Source organism: Paenibacillus sp. FSL W8-0187 (genome assembly GCF_037969755.1).
Taxonomy (GTDB): Bacteria; Bacillota; Bacilli; order Paenibacillales; family Paenibacillaceae; genus Paenibacillus_AQ.
Map to the genome: position 1 here is coordinate 6,801,379 of NZ_CP150206.1, position 22,761 is coordinate 6,824,139.

Here is a 22,761-nt window from a genome sequence, read left to right on the forward strand (position 1 = left end):
AAGTTTTTCGGTTTGAATATCAAGCCGTAACCTGTTCATTCCTTATTACATCCGCACGATGCGCGTTCCCAGCACTTCTCCACCCAACACTCGGCTCAGTACATTCGGCTCGCTTCCGTCCACGATGACGACTTCGCTCACTTTGCCGTGAATGCAGCTGATGGCCGCTCTGACCTTCGGTATCATGCCGCCGTAGATTTCGCCTGTCCCGATCATGTCCTCGATCTCCTGCACCGTCACGGTCGGAAGCACCCGCTTCTCGCCGCCTGCTCCCTTCATGATCCCGGGTACGTCGGTGACAACGATCATCCGGTGTACCCCCAGATGGGAGGCAACGGCACCAGCCGCTGTATCGGCATTAATGTTGTAGCGCTGACCGGATGGATCCACCCCGATCGGTGCAACCACAGGCATATAGCCCATTTCCAGCACGCCGCTCAGAATTGACGACTTCACAAATGTCACATCGCCGACCCAGCCAACCTCCGCGTGGTTCATTACCGGTTTGGCCTCGATCAGCCCGCCGTCCGAGCCGGATAAGCCGATGGCAGAGCCGCCCACGCTTTGAATCCGCCTTACGATCTGTTTATTGATGGTGCCCGCAAGGACCATCTCCACGACGTCCAGCACATCCTCCGTCGTCTTGCGCAGCCCATTCACAAACTCGGTCTCAATGCCGAGTTTCTCCAGATTGCCGGAGATCGCGGGTCCGCCGCCATGCACGATAACGGGGTTGACTCCCTTTTGCTGCAGATCCTTCAAATCCTCGAAGAAGCTGTCAGGAAGCGCAGCGAGCGTGCTGCCGCCGCATTTCATGACAAACGCATCTGCCCCTGCTGTTTGGACCGGCAACGTATCCTTCTGATCGATCGTGCTCTTCATATCCGTCTCCTCCGTCCTACTGAATATTTATCTACGTACGATAAGCCGCATTAATGCGGACATAGTCATAAGTTAAATCACAGCCCCAGGCCGTAGCCGAGCCATTTCCGATATGCAGCTTCACGTCAATATCCACGGTATCACCCTGGAGGTAAACCAGAGCCGCATCTTCGTCAAAAGCAACGGGCCTTGACTGCTCCAGCACCGAAATCGGACCGATGGCAATATCCACCGTCTCCGGATTGACCGGACGGCCCGCACGGCCGACAGCCGCAATAATGCGTCCCCAGTTAGCATCTGCGCCGAACACCGCAGATTTGACCAGGCTGGAACCAATGATCGTCTTGGCGATGGCTTGCGCGTCATCGTCGCTTTCGGCGCCGTTCACGCGAACTTCGATCAGGCGGGAAGCTCCCTCTCCGTCACGTGCAATCGCCTTCGCCAGCTGCTGGCACACATAATGGAAGCCGGCTGCAAATGCATCCCAATCCGGATGCTCCGGCGATAGCACGTCATGCCCTACCAGGCCGCTGGCCATCGCAACCAGCATATCGTTGGTGCTTGTATCCCCATCCACCGTAATCATATTAAAGGTCAGGTTGGTCGTTTGGCGCAGCAGCAGCTGCAGCGCTTCCTGACCAATGACCGCATCCGTCGTCATGAATCCGAGCATGGTCGCCATGTTTGGATGAATCATCCCCGACCCCTTCGCCGTTCCGGCGATAGTCACCTTCGTACCGTTAACTTGTACGGTGACGCAGGCTTCCTTTTTCACGAGATCGGTTGTCAAAATCGCCTGGCTGAAGCTTTCAGCCCCCTCGCTTCCGCCGCTGAGTCGTGCAGGCAGGCCGGTGATACCCGAGGAAACGCGGTCCATCTTCAGCAGTTCCCCGATGACTCCCGTTGAGGCGACAGCCACATCGTTCTCTTCCAGACCGAATTGTGCTGCCGTGCTAGCTCGCATCGTATAAGCATCCTCTTCACCCTGCTTACCTGTACAGGCATTGGCATTCCCGCTATTGACAACGATCGCGCGAAGCTTGCCGTCCTGCAGGCTTTCACGTGTCACCTTCAGTGGTGCCGCTTGAATGAGGTTTGTCGTATATACAGCAGCCGCCACAGCAGGCACGTCACATACGATGACGCCCAGATCATTACGATCGGTTTTCTTAAGTCCACAGTGGAGTCCAGCAGCTTTAAACCCTTGTGGTGTTACGATGCTGCCCCCATCAATAATCGCAAACATATTCTCTCCCATGTCTGTATCCCCAGCCGCTTACGGATAAATCGGCGTAAACGTAAGTCCGAGGCTCTCCTCCCATCCCATCATCAAATTCAGGTTCTGGATCGCTTGCCCGGCCGCACCCTTCACCACGTTATCTATGACCGATATAATGGTCACTCTGTTCGTACGCGCATCCACCGCAAATCCGATATCGCAGTAGTTGGAGCCGCTGACTTCTTTTGTCGCAGGCCATACGCCCAAATCACGGATTCTCACAAACCGGCGGTCCTTGTAATACTGGCGATACAGCTCAATAAAATCCTCTTCCGTATAAGGACCCTTGAGCGTGGCATACATCGTGCTCATGATTCCCCGCGTCATCGGGACCAGATGGGTCGTAAAGGTAACGGTGATCGGTTCGCCCGCAACCTGAGTCAATACCTGCTCAACCTCGGGAATATGCTGATGCTTATTCACCTTATAAGCTTTAAAGTCCTCGTTGATCTCGGCATAATGCGTCATCAAACTCGTTCCCCGGCCTGCACCGGACACGCCGGATTTGGCATCGATAATAAGAGAAGAGGCATCAATCCACCCCGCAGTAATTGCCGGAATCAGCCCGAGCAGCGTCGCTGTCGGATAACAGCCCGGATTGGAGATGAAATCCACATCGCGGACCTCCTCGCCAAACACTTCGCATAGGCCATATACAGCCTTCTCCAAAAGTTCCGCACTCGGAGCCGTGTGCTTATACCACTGTTCATACACTGCTCCGTCCTTCAAGCGAAAATCTCCCGAGAGATCAATGACCTTCAGGCCCGCATCCAGCAGCTCTGGCACCAGCTTGGCACTGACGCCCGAAGGTGTGGCCGCGAACACCAAGTCCGCCACCTCCGCGATTTCCGCTGGATTAACACCATCCAGGTTCCGGGTCATGATATTCGTCAAATGTGGAAAACCGTCCGATATCGGTACGCCTGCAGTCGATGAAGAGATTACCGATGTAATCTCAACGCGCGGGTGTGCTTGCAGCAACCGGATCAGTTCCACGCCACCGTAACCGGTAGATCCAACAATAGCAACTTTTACTGTGTTTGTGTCCGTCATTTATCCTCATCCCTCTCCCCAAGGAACAGCTGAAGGACCTTATGCAAGGTCCCATTCATCCATTCCCTTCATCTCTACGTCATGCCCATCCGTTTCCATCCTCCGATCGATTCACATTGCCCCCTGAGCTCTGCCCTTGACGTGGTAAGCCATAGAAATCAAGTGACTGCTGATGCTCTTGATATGGTTTTCCATCGTAAAAACAGTCAGGCTAGTGATGATCTTGTTCGGAAGTATTCTGTCTCCTGCATTAAAACGACGCTTTCGTCATAGGTATTCTTTGACTTTATCCGTCTCATAAATATGTATTATTATACGACTGTATTCATATAAATACAATGGATTATTCAAATTTGGTCCCCATTTGCAAATGAATACCAATCGCCTTCAATGTCTAAAGAGTCGATTCATATTCCTCTTTTAGAATGGAATACAATTTGAGGTCCCAATGCTGACCCTTGATCTTGATCCCCTTCCTCAACGTCCCCTCATAGGACATGCCGATCTTCTCCATGACACGCTGAGAGCCGATGTTCCCTTCTATGCAACGAGCTTGGATGCGTACAAGATCCATTTCGCCAAATCCGAGTTTCAGTAACGCGGAGGCTGCTTCCGTCATAAGACCTTGTCCCCAACAATCCCGCGCGAGTACGTAACCGATCTCCGCACTCTGCTGTTCAGGCTTCCACCACACAAAATCCACCGTCCCCACCAAACGCCCGCTCTCCTTCAGCTCGATCCCCCAAGGGGCAATATCATGCTTGGCATACTGGACTAGTATAAACTGGATGAATTTCTTACTGTCATCGATCGAGCGATGGGTTTCCCATGTTACGTACTTGGCAACCTCATCATCAGAGGCATAGGCATACATCTGATCCGCATCCTGCATCGATATTCTGCGAAGCCGCAGGCGCTCGGTTTCCAGCACCGGCAAATTAGCAAAGATCTGTTCGATTTCCATTCGTAAGTCCCCCTTTACTGTGCTATAAACTAAGACTTCACGCCCCCTATTACTATTAACCTAATAAATATGACTATCGACCTAAACTGCACTTTGATATAATCCACTTTAGGAAATATGTTCCTACAACTTAGATTCCTGGAGGTAAACAATGATATTCAAAAGAACAACAGCCCTCTTATGTCTTCTCTTACTGATTAACCTAACGTGGCAGGCCCCTCTACCGGGTTTCGCTGCCGATACGTCCACCAAAGCAACAACCAATCCGGCGCACTCGTTAATCCTTAACAAAAACACGGCGACTTATTTAAAAAAGGGAGTCATTCCAGGCTTTGGTGGCATTAAATTCGATATGACCAAGAAACAGATTGCCTCCAAATTGGGAAAACCTGTGAGTTCATTCTACCACTACGGCGGTGAGTTTTGGATATTCAAAAACATTTCATATGCCGGATTTAATTTCGAGAACCCCTATACAGGCTCTAACGGCATGTGGTGTTTGTTAATAGGCAAAGAGGCATTCCCGAATAAAACCTTTGCGGACGTCAAAAAACATTTGGGCAGCGCCTACGAAATGTATTACAACGACATGGAAGAGGAATACGAGATGGTTTATACCTTCGACAAGGTTCGTATCTCCTTCATGGCGGAAACACGAAAGGCTGAAATTACGCTTGTGCAAATTAGCCGGTAACGATTACATCATATAAAAAAAGAAGTAACACATGTTCAGATAGCAAATCTGACCGACGTGTTACTTCTTTTTTTAGAGTATGCTGACGAGCCCTGATGTTACGCCTTAATATTGCGGAAGCCTTCACCCAATACCTCATGGGCATTGCTAATGATGACAAACGCATTCGGGTCCACCGATTGCACCACCGTTTTCAGACGGGGAATTTCACTTTGTCCGACTACGACCATCAGAACTGTCCGGTGTTCACCCGTATAGCCTCCCTCTGCGGTCAGCTTGGTTAGTCCACGGTCAAGATCCTCGAGAATGGCCTTCGTTATCGGCTCCGTATGATCGGATATAATGTAAGCCACCTTCGTGAAGCTAAAGCCCAGCTCAATGGCATCAATCACTTTGCCTGTCACGTACAGTCCAATGAGAGCATACAATGCCTGCTCCAGTGACAGCACGAGGGCTGCCGAGGAGATCACAATCGCATCCAAGAGCACGACGCAGACGGAAAAGCTGAGGCCGCTGTATTTTTGCAAAAGCTGAGCCACGATGGTCAATCCACCAGTTGAACCCCTGCCGCGATAGACCAGCCCCATGCCGATACCGACGCCGATCCCGCCATAGATGGAAGCCAAGAGCGGATTGGAGGTTGGAATCGGCCAGTCCTTGGTCAAAAAGACGAACAACGGCAAAATCACGCTTCCCAGCAAGGAACGGATGCCGTAATCGCGTCCAAGGAGCCAGAAGCCAAGCACAAACAAGGGGATATTCAGCGCCCACTGCGTAAATGCCGGTTCAATGCCGAGCCATGCTTGCGCAAGAACGGACAATCCGGACACACCGCCAGAGGCGATGTGGTTGGGCAGGAAAAACAGGTTAAATGACAGCGCCATAATAAAGGAGCCGATGATGATAAAAACGGTGTCCACCGTCTGTCGAAGGGGACCGTTGATCGGAATCAGGGGTTCTCTTTTTCTTTTGTTAATCGATGGATTACCAGCGGATTGCGCCATAGCTCTTCAAATCTCTCCTCAACGTCCTACTCGACTTCCAGCTTGATCTGACTGCGCAAATATCCATCGATAAAAGCATCCAGATCCCCGTCCATGACGGCTCCTATATTACCGGTCTCCACCTGTGTACGATGGTCTTTCACCATGCTGTACGGATGGAATACATACGAACGGATCTGGCTGCCCCATGCGATGTCGGACTGCTCGCCGCGAATTTCCGCCAATTCCCTCTGCTGCTCTTCGATCTTGCGCTCATAGAGCTTGGAACGAAGCATGGTCATCGCACGCTCACGGTTCTTGATCTGGGACCGCTCATTCTGACAGGTTACAACCACTCCTGTTGGCAAGTGAGTGATCCGTACGGCCGAGTCCGTCGTATTGATATGCTGACCACCGGCACCGCTCGCACGGTAAGTATCAATCTTCAGGTCCTCCGTGCGGATGTCCAGTTCAATCTCATCGTTAATCTCAGGAACGACGTCACAGGACACAAATGAGGTATGGCGACGGCCGGAAGAATCGAACGGGGAGATGCGAACCAGGCGATGCACCCCTTTTTCGGCCTTCAAATACCCATAAGCATTGTAGCCCTTAATGAGCAGTGTCACGCTCTTAATTCCCGCTTCATCCCCGGGCAGGTAATCCAGTGTCTCCACCTTGAAGCCGCGTTTCTCCGCCCAACGCGTATACATGCGATGCAGCATTTGGCCCCAGTCCTGAGACTCGGTTCCCCCCGCGCCCGGATGCAGCTCAAGGATGGCATTCATTTTATCGTAAGGCTGGTTCAACAGCAGTTGGAGTTCAAACTCTTCTACACGCCCAACCAGGTCCTTGATCGTTTCTCCAATTTCTCCTGCAAGGGAGTCATCGCCTTCTTCATCCGCCAGCTCGATCATCACGACGGCATCATCGTAATCCACCTGCAGCTTCTGATAGTGATCCACCGATGACTTCACGGCATTCATCTCGGTAATAAGCGCCTGAGCCTTCTCATTGTCATCCCAGAAATCCGGGGCTGCCATCTTCTCCTCAAAGTTCTCAATCATCTCCTGCTTTAAACTTAAGTCAAAGAGACCCCCTAAGATTGGTTAGTTTCTTGCTAATTTCACGCAGGTCCTGCTTCACACTTGGATCGATCATGAGTCCTCGTCCTTTCTTATCTACATGTAATAATTTCAGTATACCCTCTCCTGCATGGAAAACGTTCCATTTAAGAGAAAATCCACATCACATCGCTTCACAAAATATTTCGCTGTTTATTCAGATAAACTCCCTTAAACGCAGCAGTGATTTCGGATCACGGTGGAATAGTCCACAGTCACCCGGTTCATCTGCCGCTCTTAAGGGAGTTGAAAAGTTCGCGCCCATAACCTGGACGGGCTATATAAGGATGATCGAAGTTTACAATAATGCTGATCAATTTCAATCATCGCAAGAAAAATATCCTCTAAACGCGGTCTTGCTTCTGTGAAAGCACACATCGATGGACATTTTTCTTATATTCATCACCACTTGGCTAGATTGCTTAAGCGTTCTGTCCATGGCAGTGCTTATACTTCTTGCCGCTGCCGCAAGGACATGCATCATTCCGGCCGATCTGTTCAGCCACCTGGACCGGGCGCTTCTCCGCAGGTTCGCTGCTGCTGTTCGTGGAGACTTTATTTTCGTCCACAACGGCTTGACGCTCCTGGTTTGTCGCGATTTGGGCCTTCATGATGTACGTCGCCACTTCTTCTTGGATTGTTGCAATCATGGCATTAAACATCTCGAAGCCTTCGAATTGGTATTCGCGAAGCGGATCGGTACCGCCGTATGCACGGAGGTGGATACCTTGACGCAACTGGTCCATCGCATCGATATGATCCATCCACTTGCTGTCCACCGAACGCAGCACGATAACTTTTTCGAACTCGCGTACCATTTCTTCGCCGATGGCTTGCTCACGCTCTTCGTACTTCTTCATCACGCGCTCGAAGATATACTCGGTAATCTCTTCGGCTTCTTTGCCCCACAGATCTTCGCGAGTGACGGAACCTTCGTCCAGCAGCTTGCTGTTGACGTAGTCTGCCACTTCTTGCAGTTCCCAGTTCTCCGGAATATCATCGCTGCAGTGAGCCTGCACAACACGATCAATGACCGGCTTAATCATCTCTACAACGATTTGCTTAATGTCTTGGGACTCCAAGATCTCGCGGCGCTGTTTGTAGATGATCTCACGCTGTTGGTTCATGACGTCATCATATTGCAGAACGACTTTACGCATGTCGAAGTTGTTGCCTTCTACCCGCTTCTGCGCGGATTCAACCGCACGGGTAATCATTTTGCTCTCGATCGGCTGATCTTCTTCAAAACCAAGACGATCCATCATATTCAGCACGTTGTCTGTACCAAAACGTTTCATCAGCTCATCACCGAGGGACAGGTAGAACTGAGTTGACCCCGGGTCACCCTGACGACCGGCACGACCACGCAACTGGTTATCGATCCGGCGCGATTCGTGACGTTCTGTACCGATAATGTGAAGTCCGCCAATATCCTGTACGCCTTCACCAAGCAAAATATCCGTACCGCGTCCCGCCATATTCGTCGCGATCGTTACCGATCCCGGCTGACCGGCGCGTGAGATGATTTCCGCTTCCTCCGCATGGTACTTCGCATTCAGAACTTTATGCTGGACGCCTTTGCGCTTCAGCAGCTCCGATAAACGCTCGGAGTTCTCAATGGAAACTGTACCTACCAGAATTGGTTGGTTCTTTTTGTGACGTTCTACGATCTCCGCTACAACCGCCTTAAACTTGCCCTCTTCGCTCTTGTAAACCACATCCGGCATGTCGACACGCTGATTCGGTTTGTTCGTAGGAATTTGCAGCACTTCAAGACCATAAATCTTCTTGAATTCTTCTTCCTCGGTTTTCGCCGTACCAGTCATACCTGCCAGCTTGCGATACATCCGGAAGTAGTTCTGGAAGGTGATCGTTGCAAGGGTCATACTCTCGTTCTGCACCTCGATGCCTTCCTTCGCTTCAATCGCCTGGTGGAGACCGTCGCTATAACGGCGTCCAGCCATCAGACGTCCCGTGAATTCGTCAACGATAACCACTTCGTCGTCGGTAACAACGTAATCCACATCGCGGCGCATGATCACGTTCGCTTTCAGCGCTTGTACAATGTGGTGGTTCAATGTTACGTGGTTATGGTCATACAGGTTGTCGATACCGAAAGAACGCTCCGCTAGTGCCACGCCTTTTTCGGTTAGGGCCACGGATTTGACCTTAATGTCTACCGTATAATCCTCTTCCGCAGTCAGACGCTTCACAAAGCGGTCGGCTGCAAAATACAGCTCGGTCGATTTCTGAGCTTGTCCCGAGATGATGAGCGGCGTACGCGCTTCGTCAACCAGGATGGAGTCCACTTCATCAATGATACAGAAATAGAGCGGACGCTGAACCATCTGCTCTTTGTAGAGGACCATGTTGTCCCGCAGATAGTCAAAGCCGAACTCATTGTTCGTACCATACGTAATATCGCAAGCATACGCCTGCTGTTTATCCGGGTGTTCCATACCGCTCAGGTTAACCCCGACCGTCATTCCCAGGAAATTATATATTTGCGCCATCTCTTGGCTGTCACGCTGCGCCAGATAATCATTGACCGTTACAACGTGAACACCTTTGCCAAGCAGGGCATTTAAGTAAACCGGCAGCGTACCTACAAGGGTCTTACCTTCACCGGTCTTCATCTCTGCAATTCTGCCTTCGTGGAGGGCCATTCCTCCAATCAGCTGCACGTCATAGTGACGCTTGCCAAGTGTCCGTCTGGAAGCTTCACGAACTGTCGCAAACGCTTCAGGAAGCAATTCCTCCAGCGTCTCACCTTTCTCGATTCGTGCACGGAACTCTTCGGTTTTGGCTTGCAGCTGCTCATCGGAGAGCTTCTCAAAATCCGGTTCCAGTTTGTTGATCACATCGACCGTCTTCATGAGACGTTTGACATCACGCTCGTTGGTGTCGCCGAAAATCTTTTTGACAAGTCCTAGCATGGTTAACCCCTTTCGTGCAAAACAAGTGATAGAATCAACTTCATTAAATGCCAAAGGGTTAAATGATGAAATCGATTCATTGATTCCTTATGATGGTCCCATTTGATGCAGGCTAAAAAGCCCGTCCCATAAAATGAGGGTTTGCATAAATTGTAACAGTTTGTAAGGGATGCCGCAACAATATGTGCTATCACAAGAGATGTCTGTTACGTGAAGCCCTACTCTATGAGACGCGGGGAGGCTCAAAAAAGTTGCGTCGAGCATTTACCCAGCTTTAAACAATGGAATTATATTCATTTCACAAACAAAACACCACATCTAAATAAGTGTGAAATATTCATCTCCCATTGTCCAGAAATAACAAAGACTCCGCCCCGGTGATGCTGTTCAATCATGGCTAACCGAACGCGAATCCTCTTATAAAGGAAGTCCTTAAGACGTTATACTGGAGCTGTTTAAGAAACGGCCCTGAAGTCCCCTATAAGTCGTCTCATTAAAATAATGGTTGCACTATTCAGCATACTCTGATGGTTTACCATCAAATACCACCATCTTTACGATGCCTACCGCATCAAAAACGTATATATCCAAATAAAGAGCCCCACCCGCTTACACGGATGAAGGCTCATCTTACATTTCAATTTCATTTCACCATTTTAAAATTCGAATCAGGTCCAGCTACTTCTGCATTCCGCTTGGAATGCCGCTTAAGCTTAATCCCGCTCGATCAATCCGTACTTGCCGTCATCACGCTTGTAAACGACATTTACTTCCTGTGTGTCAATGTTGGAAAATACGAAGAAATTATGGCCTACCATGTTCATCTGCAGGATCGCTTCTTCCACGTCCATCGGCTTCATGGTAAAACGTTTCGTACGGACAACTTCGTAACTGTCATCGTCATACTCGACTTGCTCTGCCTCCATCTGACTGGTTGCCGCTGCTCCGTTCGTCGCAATGAGCGTTTTCAATCCGCCCTCTTGTCTGATCTTACGGTTCAGCTTGGTTTTGTGCTTGCGAATCTGACGTTCCAACTTGTCCACAACAGCGTCAATGGAAGCGTACATATCGTCGCTTCGGTCTTCCGCACGCAGTACCACGCCTGTGAGCGGAATGGTCACTTCCACTGTGTGCAATCCTCGAATGACATTCAGTGTGACATATCCTTCAGAGGTGGGGGGTGCATCAAAATACTTATCTAGCCTGCTGAGCTTCTTGTCAACATAGTCCTTCAAAGCATCGGTCACTTCAATTTGTTGACCTCGGATAGTGAATTGCATTGGGCACTCCTCCTTTGCACCTTCATTATAGCATTTTGTTAAGGCTATGTAAAAAGTCAGAATTGTGAATTTTAGCACAATATTTTTCAGGGAACGGCGCACAGAAAAAGACTCCGGACAAACCGGAGTCTTGGGCTAGCGAATCTCGAATTGTTAACCATCTATACCGTTTATGTAGGTCGGCTGTGCCGGGATGATTATAATTTGATTACGTTAGCTGCTTGCGGGCCACGAGCGCCTTCAACGATCTCGAATTCTACGGATTGTCCTTCTTCCAGAGTCTTGAAGCCCTCGGATTGGATCGCGGAAAAGTGTACAAATACGTCGCCGCCGTCCTCAGTCTCGATGAAGCCATAACCTTTCTCTGCGTTGAACCATTTCACTTTACCTTGCATGCACTAACATTCCCTTCATTGTCAAATAAAGTGTGACACTAATTGTCCACATTTCCGACTATAGCACCCACCTTATCCACTGTCAATTACCAAAGAAAAGGTTTTCTTTTGCAAAAAAACCGGAAAAATGTCGACTTGGCTTCAGGACTGAATTGGCGGGCGAAAATAGTTTGCGGACAAAATAGGTTTATGGTTATTTACCCTATAATAAATGTCATGAACCATGTTCCTTTAGAAAAAAATCTACTTAAATGATACAAATGAACAGATTCTCAAGTAGCCAAAATGAAGCCATACAAAAAACTCTTGGCAACGCCATCTGCATCGCCAAGAGCATAAATTAGTCGTCTTAATGGGCACCCGGATCATAGGGTGGGGTTTCCGGAATACTTGTCCCCGTATCATTAAAATTCTAGCAGTGCAAAAGGGTAAAATTCCGTACTTGAGATTTCCTTTAATGTGGTTGGAACCGGGTTGCCCTCAGCATCAAGAAAAAATAGACGCCCTCCTAACCGATTTAGTAGATCACTGATTAAGAGGAGGAAAGGCTGTACGTCTTCTCCTAACATCGGTCTATTCCATTCGAATGATATTCTTTTTATTTTTTTATTTTCAATCAGTCCCATCATGCCTAAAAAAGCATGGTATTCCCCGCCTTCGATGTCAATCTTTATAAGGTCAATGAATTCTATATCTTGCAACTCTGAATCTAACGATACAGCATTTATTTCAGTTGAGATATAAGTGTCTATCAGGTTTTCATCTTTTGGTTTCTCGTGAATAGAAGAATAACCATGAAATCTTTCGGAAGTAAGAAAGTTTAGTATAGTATTCTTTGAGTATATAGCTTTATTGATTATCTTTGTATTTTCAGTAGTCCAATTCATAGCAAGATTATCTTTTACGTTCAGGACTAATTCAGGATTCGCCTCATAGCCAATTACTTTCCCATTAGCACCTACTAGTTTAGAAGCCAATAATGTAAAATAACCTACATTCGTTCCTACGTCTATCACTGTTTGGCCAGGTTTGACATGATTTAAGAAATACTTAGTTAATGGAACTTCAAACATTCCTGTCAGAACCAAAGTAGGCATAAGACTTAAATCCTTGGAAGAAATAGTTAAGAAAGCATTGTAAGCAAGCTTGACTAGCATTTTATCATTACCTATATAGGTTCCGTTCATAAATATCTCCTTTGTTTTCAATAATTATCTTATAATCGGCCTGCTACATCAAAAAACCATTCTTTCTCATTCATACTATCCCCAACTAATTGAATTGTCTTGAGAACTTCTTGGGCCTGCGTTTCGGATCTATGGATACAGAGTAACAAGTAATACAAATAGTATGCATCAGTGAAACATTCAGACACGTGCAATAGGTCTTGAATTACTTGTAACGCATCATGGTCTCTTTCCAATTCAATCAAACACAGGATAATCCATTTACTACAAACTGGTTTCCATTCGTCGCTTGAATGATTATACTGTCCAATAAAATACTCTAACGCCTCTAAATATTTTTCATCCATTACATGCTGGATTCCAGCCCAAAACACAACTGATTCTGTTAGATATTTCGGGTTATCTATAGGGGTGAAGATTCGGGTTGAACTGTTGTTACTGCCACTTTTTCTTGTTGCAGCAATCTCCCACCTCGCGATCGGGTGATCCTGTATCCAATCATAAACTACTGGAATGTATACCGTATCATCCATCACATGATACAAATTCCTTCTAAATTTAATCTGATCCTCCTTATTTTTAAAGAGTGACTCATCTATTGTAATGTCCCAATCCTCGACCTGATTCAAGCTCTCAATTGAATGCGCTGATACATAGAATAAATATTCCATAAGTATTGATACACTATCTTCCCAGTTGTATTTCTTGGCAGTTATCAGTCCATTTTCCGAGGTTTTTCGGCGTAGTTCCCCATCTTCCAGCAAATTCATTATTCTACAATAAAGGTCGTCTTCGTTACCGATTTCAGCTATGAGAATGTTTTCTCCATCGATACCGTATTCCATTACCCCATCATTATTTGTTGATACAACAGGACAGCCGGTAGCCATCGCTTCAATCACAGGAAGTGAAAAGGATTCAAATTCGGAAGCAGAAACAAACATAATTGCATGCTGGAAAAGCTCTGCTATCTCATTCTGCGGAGGATTTACATACACTCGGTCAGCTGCATCTGCCCAGGAATCGCCAGGATTCTTGGGATTAATCCAATAGAGTTTAACTACTGGATATAACTCTTTTACTCTCTGAACAACATTAATAATTCGGGGTATTCCCTTAAACGTAATATTCTCATTTCCCATTATGAGAATGTATGGTTCATTATATTTGTTAATATTACTCTTGATAATGGTTGTAAAAACATCATGATCTATTGCATTTGGAATGATTACGGAATCTCTTTCAAAATTCTTCTTTAATGAATAAGATGCCTTGTGCGATACCGTCATGATAAATGCGGGAAGTTGCATTTGTGTCTTAACATAGGATTGTACATCTTCGGATAGACGTTCGATATGAAATAAATGCTCATCACCTTGCTCAAAATAAACAACTGGTGCTATCCCTGTCTCGATACATGCTTGTATATGATCCCAATAGGTTGCGACTATAACGTCACATAAGGGAATCCCTTGTGCCAGTTCAATCCCGAAGGGAACTTGCTTGTATTCGGCATAGATTGGATACCAGTCTGGCTTTGGGAAATGCGATACTATACAAACCTCCCATCCTTTTTTCATTAATCTATTAGAATGTTCAAAAATTACTTTTACCCCTCCGCACACACTCACATGGGTCATTACATAAACAATTTTCAAGTTTTCTTTTTCCTGTTGTTTAGGAGTGACCTTTTGAGATTGTGCTAGATACAAACGTTTGTTACGATCAGAATATTCTCTTTGCCTTAGTTTTGAGATCATAAAAGCCCTCCTATAATGATCCTGCCCATTCTGACCTTGGAACCATTTCTTTCATTCGCTTTAAAGCATCCTTCTGAACGTTTTCATCCCCTACTTTTAATGACAATTCGTGAATTTTGTATACAACAGCAAAATCATAAGAACTACTCAGTTTCAGATATTGGTTGTAGTATTGATAAGCATCACCGTACATTTCCATTTGATTGAGAATATCCCCTGCTAATTCGTACACTTTTGCTTTATCAGTCGATTCTTCAGAATCTGTCAGTGCCTGTAATGATAATTCAGTAAACTGAAATTTGTATAGCATCCTGGCTAATTCATAACGAATCATTGTAGCATTAACATGATTCATAAAATACTCTATAACTTCATATTGACGCAACATCAATAAATCGTAAAACAAATCTTCCATCAACGAAACTAATTGAGGACTAACTTCAGCCTCTTGTACACCTTCTCTATTGATAATTTTCAACAGGATCCCTTTATCCTTATTACATATACTGAATTCATGTTTAAATTTATTAAAAAAATAAGTATCTCGAGTTACAACTGCAAGATACAAAATATCTCGATGGGTACCATCAATTACTCTCTTATTTTTTAAAAGGACCTGCTTAGCCCTTTCATATTCTCCTTCAACTTGATAAGTCCATGCTGTCATTGCGTCATTCAAATCCTGTTTGAATGATGCTGAGATTATGGTGAAGGCAGGATTTCTAAGAAGATACAGCACTTGCAATAGAAGGCTCGCTTCTTCTACTGATTCCAAAGTATAAATTGAAGCCAGCTTCTCCAAAGTATCCTTTGGATTTAAGTTTATATATGATTCCAGAAGTATTCTCAGCGATGCTGCATGCATTTTATTCTGGGTGAGGCTTTGAAAAATATGTTCGCGAGCAGATTCATAATTGTTCCATTTCATATACATTTCAGCTAGCTGAGCGTGTGCTAAATATGACCCAACACCTTCCATAGATGAATACAGATGACTGGTAACGTCACCCAACTCCAGACATTTAAGAAATGCAGCCTCTGCATCTTTAAAATATTCAATTTCTGTATATAAAACACCCTGTTCATAATATAAATCCGTATATGTCGGGTGAAGTTGAATGAAATCTCCAAGAATTCGTAGTGATTCATCATATCGCTTCAAACTCATTAACGATTGCGTCAAATACACAATCAGTTTAGGTCCAAAAGACATATTCGGATCAAGTCCGTAGGATGTGCTGTATGCTATAACGGCTTTATCCATTTCACCAATAGATTTATATTGATTCCCCAGATTGAAGTATCCAAAAGCTGTTGGTTTCCGACGTAGCTCTTCTTCAATAATTCTCATGTTTCTGCCATGCTTATTTTTATTTTCAATAATGGATTTTTCGTATCCATCATGAATAATGTATACAGACAAGGCACCCGGAGAAGTCTTCGGAAAGTCTATGAAATTAATCTGTTCATGAATTGCTCCTTGGTAAATAAATCCTTGAAATCTAGAGTACATTCGAATAAATGAATGAGTGTCGACAATACCGTTTCTGATAATATTTCGAATTCTTAAAAAATAATAGTCGGCAGTTAAAGGTTCGAGTAGTAAATGTTTACTCGCAGAATCCAGGTATTCATCAGCATCCAGAGTCAGAATATAGTCACCTGTAGCGAATTGTGCAGCAAAATTTCGTGCATCAGAAAAATCGTCATTCCACTCAAAGCTGAATATTTTTGTAGTATATTGGGAAGCAATTTCAACTGTTCTATCCGTAGATCCAGTGTCTACTATAACGATCTCATCGACGATCCCTTTTACACTCTCGAGACATCTTTCCAATGTTCGCTCTTCATCTTTTACGATCATACATAATGAAATAGTTTGAAATTTCATAGTACAACTCCTTAAGCTTTCACTGTCTTTACCCGTTCCAAACCTTCGACTGCAGGTACAAAACCTGCTTCAGCGCTTTTGGAATAACATTTTTTCGCCTCGGCTTGCTGATTAGTCACCTCATAATAAACACCCAAATTATATAAAGCCCTGTAAGAACCAACGCCTTCTACCGATTCGTAAGATCCATCCGTAATTTCCCCCAGCTGCATACAATATTCAAATACTTCCTTGATTTGAACCAGATCACTAACTTCCTTTCTTTGTATTAAAGAAAGTCCATATAAAAAGTATAGATCCGTATAATTCGGGAAGAAATCGATGGCATCTTGAAGAAGTAAGTCCAAGGAATCAAATTCAGCATTATAAAACAAACAATAACCATATGATAAAAACAACGTAGAAATATATTTAGGGATAGAATGTTCCTTAGATAGCATTCTTAGCGCATCATCAAAATAGAGGACTGCTTCTTTATATTTTTGATCTACAAACAATGTTTGACCAATTTGAAACCTAAAGTACACAGAATCAGGTTCTATCTTCAATTGTTCTTGAAGCAGCATTATATTCCGTTCTATCTTTGATTTATTTTGTATTTTAGCTTTTTGGTATCCATCATGTAATAGTTTTACATTACTATACCTCGTAGTTTCTAGTGCTCTCCCTTGAAAACAGAGTTGTTCATGAATAGCTCCACGATAACGATAGCAGGCATTATTCGGGAAAATCCTTGTGATATTGGAGCTTACAGATTTCTGTTCATTGATAATACTGCTTATAGTCACTGTTGCAGGCACTGTAGGCTTCTTCTTAATAAACTCTCGTAGAGAGCAGATCGATTCTTCGCCCAAAACTTCGTCTGCATCAATCATAAAGACAAAAGGCTGTTTAGCATGCTGAATAGCGAAGTTTCTGGCATCAGAAAAGTTATTTGCCCACTGAAAAGAAAGCAATTTCACCGGATATTTCTGTACTAGATTGACTGTGTCATCAGTTGAGCCCGTGTCTACCACAATAATCTCACGAACAACATTTATTAGAGAAACAATACATCGATCTATGACCTTTTCTTCATCTCTAACAAGAATACAAGCTGATATCGGTAGCAGATCGTTCATAGTCCCCTCCTGATTTACTCCTTTAACAATGTAACAATGTGCGGAAGCGACTCCAGCTTATTTTGACGAAAAAGTTCTGAAATCATATTCATAAAAGAGGCGTTATGCTCAAACACTCGAGTGTAAGATTGGATTATCTTAATAACTATTTCAGAAGATAATCCTTTATAAAACCCTGATACACCTACCAAATGAATTCTTAAGAGAGAATATAAAATGGACATCCTTGCAAATTGGGTAAATATATTTCCCTTAACATTGGGGAACAGAGTTTCATAAACATAATTAACTAAATAATTTTCTAAAATATATCCTTGTTGCATCATGAACGGAGTGTAATAACTTTTGTGATTCAATTCATAAGATTTAACCAAATCATTTAATTCAATCATTTCTCCCTGAATATTCAAACCTTGTAGCATTTCATGATAGCATTCCATGTATCTTGGAATTTCTCCACCTACCGCATTACGTTTTTCAATAATCTCAATGATAAGCTTTAATTGTAATTCATGATTAACTTGAATCCGTGAAAGACTGGATGTAAATGATTCATCCTGCATTTTGTTTTTATACGCTTTAATTATTGAGGGGATATCATCGTAATCATTTCGATCTATTGCCTGCTGAACTTTATCGATAATTAGACCAAGTAGAATCATACGATCATTTAAATGCAGATTTCTATTTTGCAATATTTCAATAGCAAACATTCGTAAATCCCAAAACAAATATTCCCCATTGGCAGATTCAGATGTATTCATCCACCCCATCTGTCCCCAATTGTTTTTAAATGCTATATTTGTATACTCAAAATCAATACCCTCGGAATTCAAGAGAGCCAGCCTAGCAATCTCCGGGCAAGAGAGCTTTGCAGACATTTCCAATGAATCTCCTACCTTGTTAATGACTCTAGGATAAGTACTGCAAGTTCTAGAAAGCATCTCCTCGCCCACTGAGGCTTGAATTGCACACAATCCACTTTCCTCCAGCATTGGGCAACGACCTTTTTCGCCCATAACGAAACTAGCGTAATAATTATCTCCTGCCTCAACATCTTTATTTCGCTTCATAGAATTCTTTAATTTTGCAGTAAGTACAGGTTCCTTTATATTCTTATATTTCTTGTATGTGTCCTTATCTAAAGTAACCTTCCATCCAACGCAACAGCTATCTTCACAAGCAGACCCGATACAATTAAAAGTTTTCATATAGGTTGGGATAAGAACTTCATGCTGCAAGAATATCACCCCTGTGTAAAATAAAATAATTAGAAAAGGGGGCCACATATGGCCCCCCAAGAAGCATACTACCGTTTATTTATATTCAAAATTCAATGTCCCGCTACTCTGGCCATCTGAATTAATCAGATAGAAAGACACTATTCCTGCAGATGCTGCCGCCGGAACCTGAAATTTAACTCGCGTGGTGTTCACATATGATGCGTTATATTCAACGCCATTAAAGTTAATTTTCGCTCCAGAGGTCAAGTTTCTACCGTCAATATAAATTGTAGTTCCTCCATTAATCGGTCCTGACGCAGGAGACACTGCAGTAATCACTGGAGCTGGCAACGGTGGTGGCGCTTCGTAAGTAAATGTGGCCACAGCTGACAGGCCTGATGGATTCGTAATTTTGATCTCAACCGGGCCAGCAACTCCAGAAGCAGGGGTTGTTATTCTTATTCTGGAAGAGCTGACATAAGTGTAACTTATATTAGAGTTATTCATGCTAACAGTTAACCCAGAAGCGAAGTAACTTCCATCAATATATACGGTTGTTCCACCAGCTAATGGTCCTTTATTCGGTGTCAATGCAGAAATAGAAGGAATATCCTCTTGATAGGTAAATGCATTAACCAAATTCGAAGACTTTCCATCCGGATTTGTCAATGTAACATCAACAGATCCGGCAATCGCCGATACAGGCACTCTAACTCTGACATTAGTTGGGCTCATGTAGGCTGCCAAGGTCAATGGAGTATTTCCAAAAATCACAGTTGCGTCCTTTTGGAAATCAGTTCCAAAGATATCTACAATATAACCGCCTCTCATATTGCCTAAGTTTGGAGTAAGGCTTGTAATAACTGGAGCCGGATAAACTGGTGGTGCATCGTAAGTAAATCCACCAGCTAGATCAGCACTTTGCTCATCTGGATTAATAACTTTAAGATCAACAGGTCCTGGTGCCGCACCCGCTGGAGTGGTAACCTTCATACGAGTAGCGTTCACATATGTTGCTCGGAGGTCTATTTCTTGACCACCGGTTACAAAATATAATTTAGCCTTAGGATCAATATTTGCTCCATCTACATAGATCACTGTACCTCCTGCTAAAGGTCCGTTAGCCGGAGAAACAGCTCTTAACGTTGGTGCTGGCTTTGGTGGAGGCGCGTCATACGTAAATGCATCGGCAACCGTTGCTAATTGCTGATCAGGATTAACGACAGAAAGAGAGACCTTCTCTGGTTTAGGCCAGGTTGGAGTCACTATTTTCAATCTCGAAGTATTTACCAATGTCGCCTTAAGTTCAGTTCCACCCCAAATTACTTTAGATCCTGAAACGAAATCACTACCATCAATATAAACTGCTGTACCACCCTCTAAAGGACCATTCGTTGGACTTACAGAAGTGATTGTCGGTGGTTTAGGTCCTGGTGGGTTTATATATTTGTATGCCTGCTGAAGTAAAGAAATCGTTCCATCTGCATTGACTACTTTCACGTCGACCGTATCTTCCTGTGTCCACGCAGGTGTCCTTGCAGTTATTTTCTCCTGGCTGTAATAGACGACTCCTGAAGCCAAAGTATCACCAAAGTAAACCTGACTGGTTTTCTCAAACATCTTACCGTTTAATGTAACTACTTCATCGCCTGTAGTATAACCTTCAGAAGGCGCAATGCTGATAAGTTCCATTTTAGGTGGTACTTCGTATGTAAATGCACCCGGAACAGTTATTGTAGTACCGTCAGAATTCTCTATGGTTACATCTACAGTGCCTGCTTGGTCTGCAGGAGGAGTAATCGCAAACAAATATATGGAGGAATTAAAGGTTACTGAAGTTGCATAATTCTCACCGATCTTAACCTTTACACCATTCATAAAGTTTTTCCCAGAAATAGCCAATTTCGTCCCACCAGCCATTGGTCCGGACGGAGGTGTTATGCTACTAACTTCTGGTTGAGCATAATATGCAAAATCCGCTATAGCCGTTTGATTATCAGTATTGATTAATGTAACTGTTGTGTTACCCTGGTTACCTGGAGGAACAATCACTTCCAGTTGTTGATCACTAATGAAATTAACGGAGGTAGAAAATACCCCGCCAAATTTCACTCTAGGATTCGGAAGAAAATTCTGTCCTTCAATCACCACTTTTTGTCCGCCAGTAATTACATCTTTATTTGGGGTTACGTTCGTAATTACCGGGGCCGGATTTTTCACCTCCAAATTAACAGGAGGTATATAATAAGTACGATTTGCCCCCGTATAGTCCTTGTATTTCACATTGGAGCTTGAATTTGTAATCGGAAATATCCCATTCTTGCCGTCGGACTTTTGACGAATCTTATACGTGAACGAAAGCGTATCCTGTTTTAACTCAAGGAAATTCCAAGTTAATGTATTTCCCGAAACCGTCGGCTTTGGAATGTTATTCTCGTAGGATCCTTCGACGATTTCAAATCCGTCCGCAACAGTTTCAGTTACAACTACATCATAAGCACTCGCTAATCCGATTTCTCTAACGATAGCTGCATAAATTTCAGACAACCCTGTAGAACCGAGGACAAAATGATGATGATGTGATGTTGTGGCCATATCTTTCAACAACTTGTTCGGTCCACTAGTTGCAGGATCAGTATTTACATCCAGCAATGCAATTGTATAGAATACAACTCCTGCCTCTTTCGCTTCCCGGGCCTTTTTCAAGGTGTAATCATAAGCGTTAAGGCCATCGCCGCCTACCGTAGCATCACCATCTGTTAATAACACAATAACTGGTTGAGCCTCTGAACGGTGATTTGCCAACATTTCCTGAGCTTTTGTAATAGCCTCAGCAGTATTCGTCCCCCCGCTAGCCACTATTTTATCAATATAATTCTTGGCTGCGGAGCCATCTGTTGTAAGTGGAAGGCCTGCAAAGGCATTGGAAGAATAGTCAAGGATACCAACTTGGTGCTGTGACAGGTCCATCAAATCGATGAAACCTTTAGCTGCTTCCTTAGCGTTATTCATTTTCTCAGAACCCATACTCCCAGACCTGTCAATAATAAGAATAACATCATTAGGACGAACAACGTTCACTGGAGGTGTGCCCTTTAAGTTGAGAGTCACCTCAGTCTCCCCACCGACCAAAATACTTGATGGATTGACCGTTTGCGATGCCGTGACATAATTAACGGCAGCATTAGTTTGTAAATTGGGGAAGATACCGATGCTAATTAATATTACTAGGAGCATCGTTAATAACCGCTTACCCTTTACCATACTTAACCTCCTATTAGTATTTCTGATCAACAAAGTAAGAATCAGCATATGAGTTGTTATCATATTGTTTCTGTACTCTCGGGGACATATTATGAACCCTCTGCATCTGATTCATAGCATTTGTCATTAAAGTTTGTATCGCTTTGTTTAAATCAGACAATTCTTTCAACAATACAACCTCTTGTTGGCTGTATGCTTCACTCTCCATCAAATTCAAAGCATGATAGAGTTCGTCAATTTCTGTTTCTTTACTAAGCAATTGCTTTGCATCGCATGACCTTACTATTTCCTCATAAATATACTTTAATCTGCACATTATATCGTATCTTTCCATGCTAGTTCCCTTTTCCACTTTTGACGAGAAGTACTGCCTGCTTCCATGTATCTACCAATTCCCGCGCAAATTCTATAACATTGTCCAATAATTGAAGTTCTTTTTTAATTATGAATTCACTGAGCTGTGATAAGTAAAACTGGTACAAATCACGCAATTCATAAGAAATTTGATATTCGAAATTCAATGTACTTAACAATTCATATAATATAGAGCGTGCACCATGAATGGGTGTGAGCATATCTGCATGCTGATTTTTGTCTAAAAGCATCTTCGCCATGTTCAATTTTCGATACAATTCTTCATATAAAAGAAGAGTCAGATCACCCGGACTAGCCGTTTCCACTTTTGTTCTCAAATATTGTTGTTGGTAATTGGAAGTAATCATCAA

Annotated in this window: 18 protein-coding genes; 1 reads left to right on the top strand and 17 read right to left on the bottom strand. The window is 44.0% G+C overall.

Features of this window, described 5'->3' with window-relative positions; genetic code table 11:
* Nucleotides 1–45 precede the first annotated feature (45 nt).
* From argB to MKY48_RS30895, 4 genes are all read right to left on the bottom strand, one after another.
* Nucleotides 46–882, bottom strand: a complete 837-nt coding sequence (argB, locus tag MKY48_RS30880) for an acetylglutamate kinase (protein ID WP_339291863.1) — start codon at nt 880–882, stop codon at nt 46–48.
* 31 nt (nt 883–913) lie between these two features.
* Entirely contained in the window at nt 914–2,140 is a 1,227-nt protein-coding gene (argJ, locus tag MKY48_RS30885; protein ID WP_339291864.1) for a bifunctional glutamate N-acetyltransferase/amino-acid acetyltransferase ArgJ, read from the bottom strand.
* 18 nt (nt 2,141–2,158) lie between these two features.
* Complete coding sequence (gene argC / locus MKY48_RS30890; RefSeq protein ID WP_339291865.1) at nt 2,159–3,214, bottom strand: N-acetyl-gamma-glutamyl-phosphate reductase; 1,056 nt, start codon at nt 3,212–3,214, stop codon at nt 2,159–2,161.
* Nucleotides 3,215–3,608: 394 nt separating this feature from the next.
* Entirely contained in the window at nt 3,609–4,178 is a 570-nt protein-coding gene (locus tag MKY48_RS30895) for a GNAT family protein (protein ID WP_339268441.1), read from the bottom strand.
* Nucleotides 4,179–4,329: 151 nt separating this feature from the next.
* Here MKY48_RS30895 and MKY48_RS30900 point away from each other — a divergent pair, with 151 nt between their 5' ends.
* Complete coding sequence (locus MKY48_RS30900; RefSeq protein ID WP_339291866.1) at nt 4,330–4,872, top strand: hypothetical protein; 543 nt, start codon at nt 4,330–4,332, stop codon at nt 4,870–4,872.
* A gap of 98 nt (nt 4,873–4,970) precedes the next feature.
* On the opposite strand, the gene MKY48_RS30905 is transcribed toward MKY48_RS30900, so the two are convergent.
* From MKY48_RS30905 to fliS, 13 genes are all read right to left on the bottom strand, one after another.
* The gene (locus MKY48_RS30905; RefSeq protein WP_076324026.1) at nt 4,971–5,876 is read right to left on the bottom strand and encodes a YitT family protein; all 906 of its coding nucleotides are present in this window, start codon (nt 5,874–5,876) and stop codon (nt 4,971–4,973) included.
* Between the two features lie 26 nt (nt 5,877–5,902).
* A protein-coding gene (gene prfB, locus MKY48_RS30910) for a peptide chain release factor 2 (protein ID WP_098749186.1) occupies nt 5,903–7,016 on the bottom strand; the annotation gives its coding sequence in 2 pieces (ribosomal slippage) (nt 5,903–6,943 and nt 6,945–7,016; 1,113 coding nt in all).
* A 385-nt stretch (nt 7,017–7,401) separates the two neighbouring features.
* Complete coding sequence (secA, locus tag MKY48_RS30915) at nt 7,402–9,915, bottom strand: preprotein translocase subunit SecA (RefSeq protein WP_076324024.1); 2,514 nt, start codon at nt 9,913–9,915, stop codon at nt 7,402–7,404.
* Between the two features lie 713 nt (nt 9,916–10,628).
* Nucleotides 10,629–11,195, bottom strand: coding sequence for a ribosome-associated translation inhibitor RaiA (gene raiA / locus MKY48_RS30920; protein WP_076324023.1), 567 nt, complete (start codon nt 11,193–11,195; stop codon nt 10,629–10,631).
* A gap of 197 nt (nt 11,196–11,392) precedes the next feature.
* Nucleotides 11,393–11,590 carry a cold shock domain-containing protein gene (locus MKY48_RS30925; protein ID WP_009594275.1) on the bottom strand — a complete coding sequence of 66 codons (198 nt, stop codon included), beginning with the start codon at nt 11,588–11,590 and terminating at the stop codon, nt 11,393–11,395.
* Nucleotides 11,591–11,994: 404 nt separating this feature from the next.
* Nucleotides 11,995–12,777 (bottom strand): FkbM family methyltransferase, encoded by a 783-nt coding sequence (locus MKY48_RS30930; protein WP_339268446.1) that lies wholly within the window; start codon nt 12,775–12,777, stop codon nt 11,995–11,997.
* 29 nt (nt 12,778–12,806) lie between these two features.
* A complete protein-coding gene (locus MKY48_RS30935) occupies nt 12,807–14,537 on the bottom strand; it encodes a glycosyltransferase family 4 protein (RefSeq protein WP_339268448.1) in 1,731 nt (576 codons plus the stop codon).
* A gap of 10 nt (nt 14,538–14,547) precedes the next feature.
* Nucleotides 14,548–16,428, bottom strand: a complete 1,881-nt coding sequence (locus MKY48_RS30940; protein ID WP_339268450.1) for a glycosyltransferase — start codon at nt 16,426–16,428, stop codon at nt 14,548–14,550.
* Nucleotides 16,429–16,439: 11 nt separating this feature from the next.
* Nucleotides 16,440–17,549, bottom strand: coding sequence for a glycosyltransferase family 2 protein (locus MKY48_RS30945; protein ID WP_339268452.1), 1,110 nt, complete (start codon nt 17,547–17,549; stop codon nt 16,440–16,442).
* Nucleotides 17,550–17,563: 14 nt separating this feature from the next.
* A complete protein-coding gene (gene fliB, locus MKY48_RS30950; protein WP_339268454.1) occupies nt 17,564–18,790 on the bottom strand; it encodes a flagellin lysine-N-methylase in 1,227 nt (408 codons plus the stop codon).
* 75 nt (nt 18,791–18,865) lie between these two features.
* The gene (locus tag MKY48_RS30955; RefSeq protein ID WP_339268455.1) at nt 18,866–22,036 is read right to left on the bottom strand and encodes an IPT/TIG domain-containing protein; all 3,171 of its coding nucleotides are present in this window, start codon (nt 22,034–22,036) and stop codon (nt 18,866–18,868) included.
* A 13-nt stretch (nt 22,037–22,049) separates the two neighbouring features.
* Entirely contained in the window at nt 22,050–22,370 is a 321-nt protein-coding gene (locus MKY48_RS30960) for a hypothetical protein (protein ID WP_339268456.1), read from the bottom strand.
* Between the two features lies 1 nt (nt 22,371).
* On the bottom strand, nt 22,372–22,758 hold the full coding sequence (gene fliS / locus MKY48_RS30965) for a flagellar export chaperone FliS (RefSeq protein WP_339268458.1): 387 nt from the start codon (nt 22,756–22,758) through the stop codon (nt 22,372–22,374).
* Nucleotides 22,759–22,761: the final 3 nt, after the last annotated feature.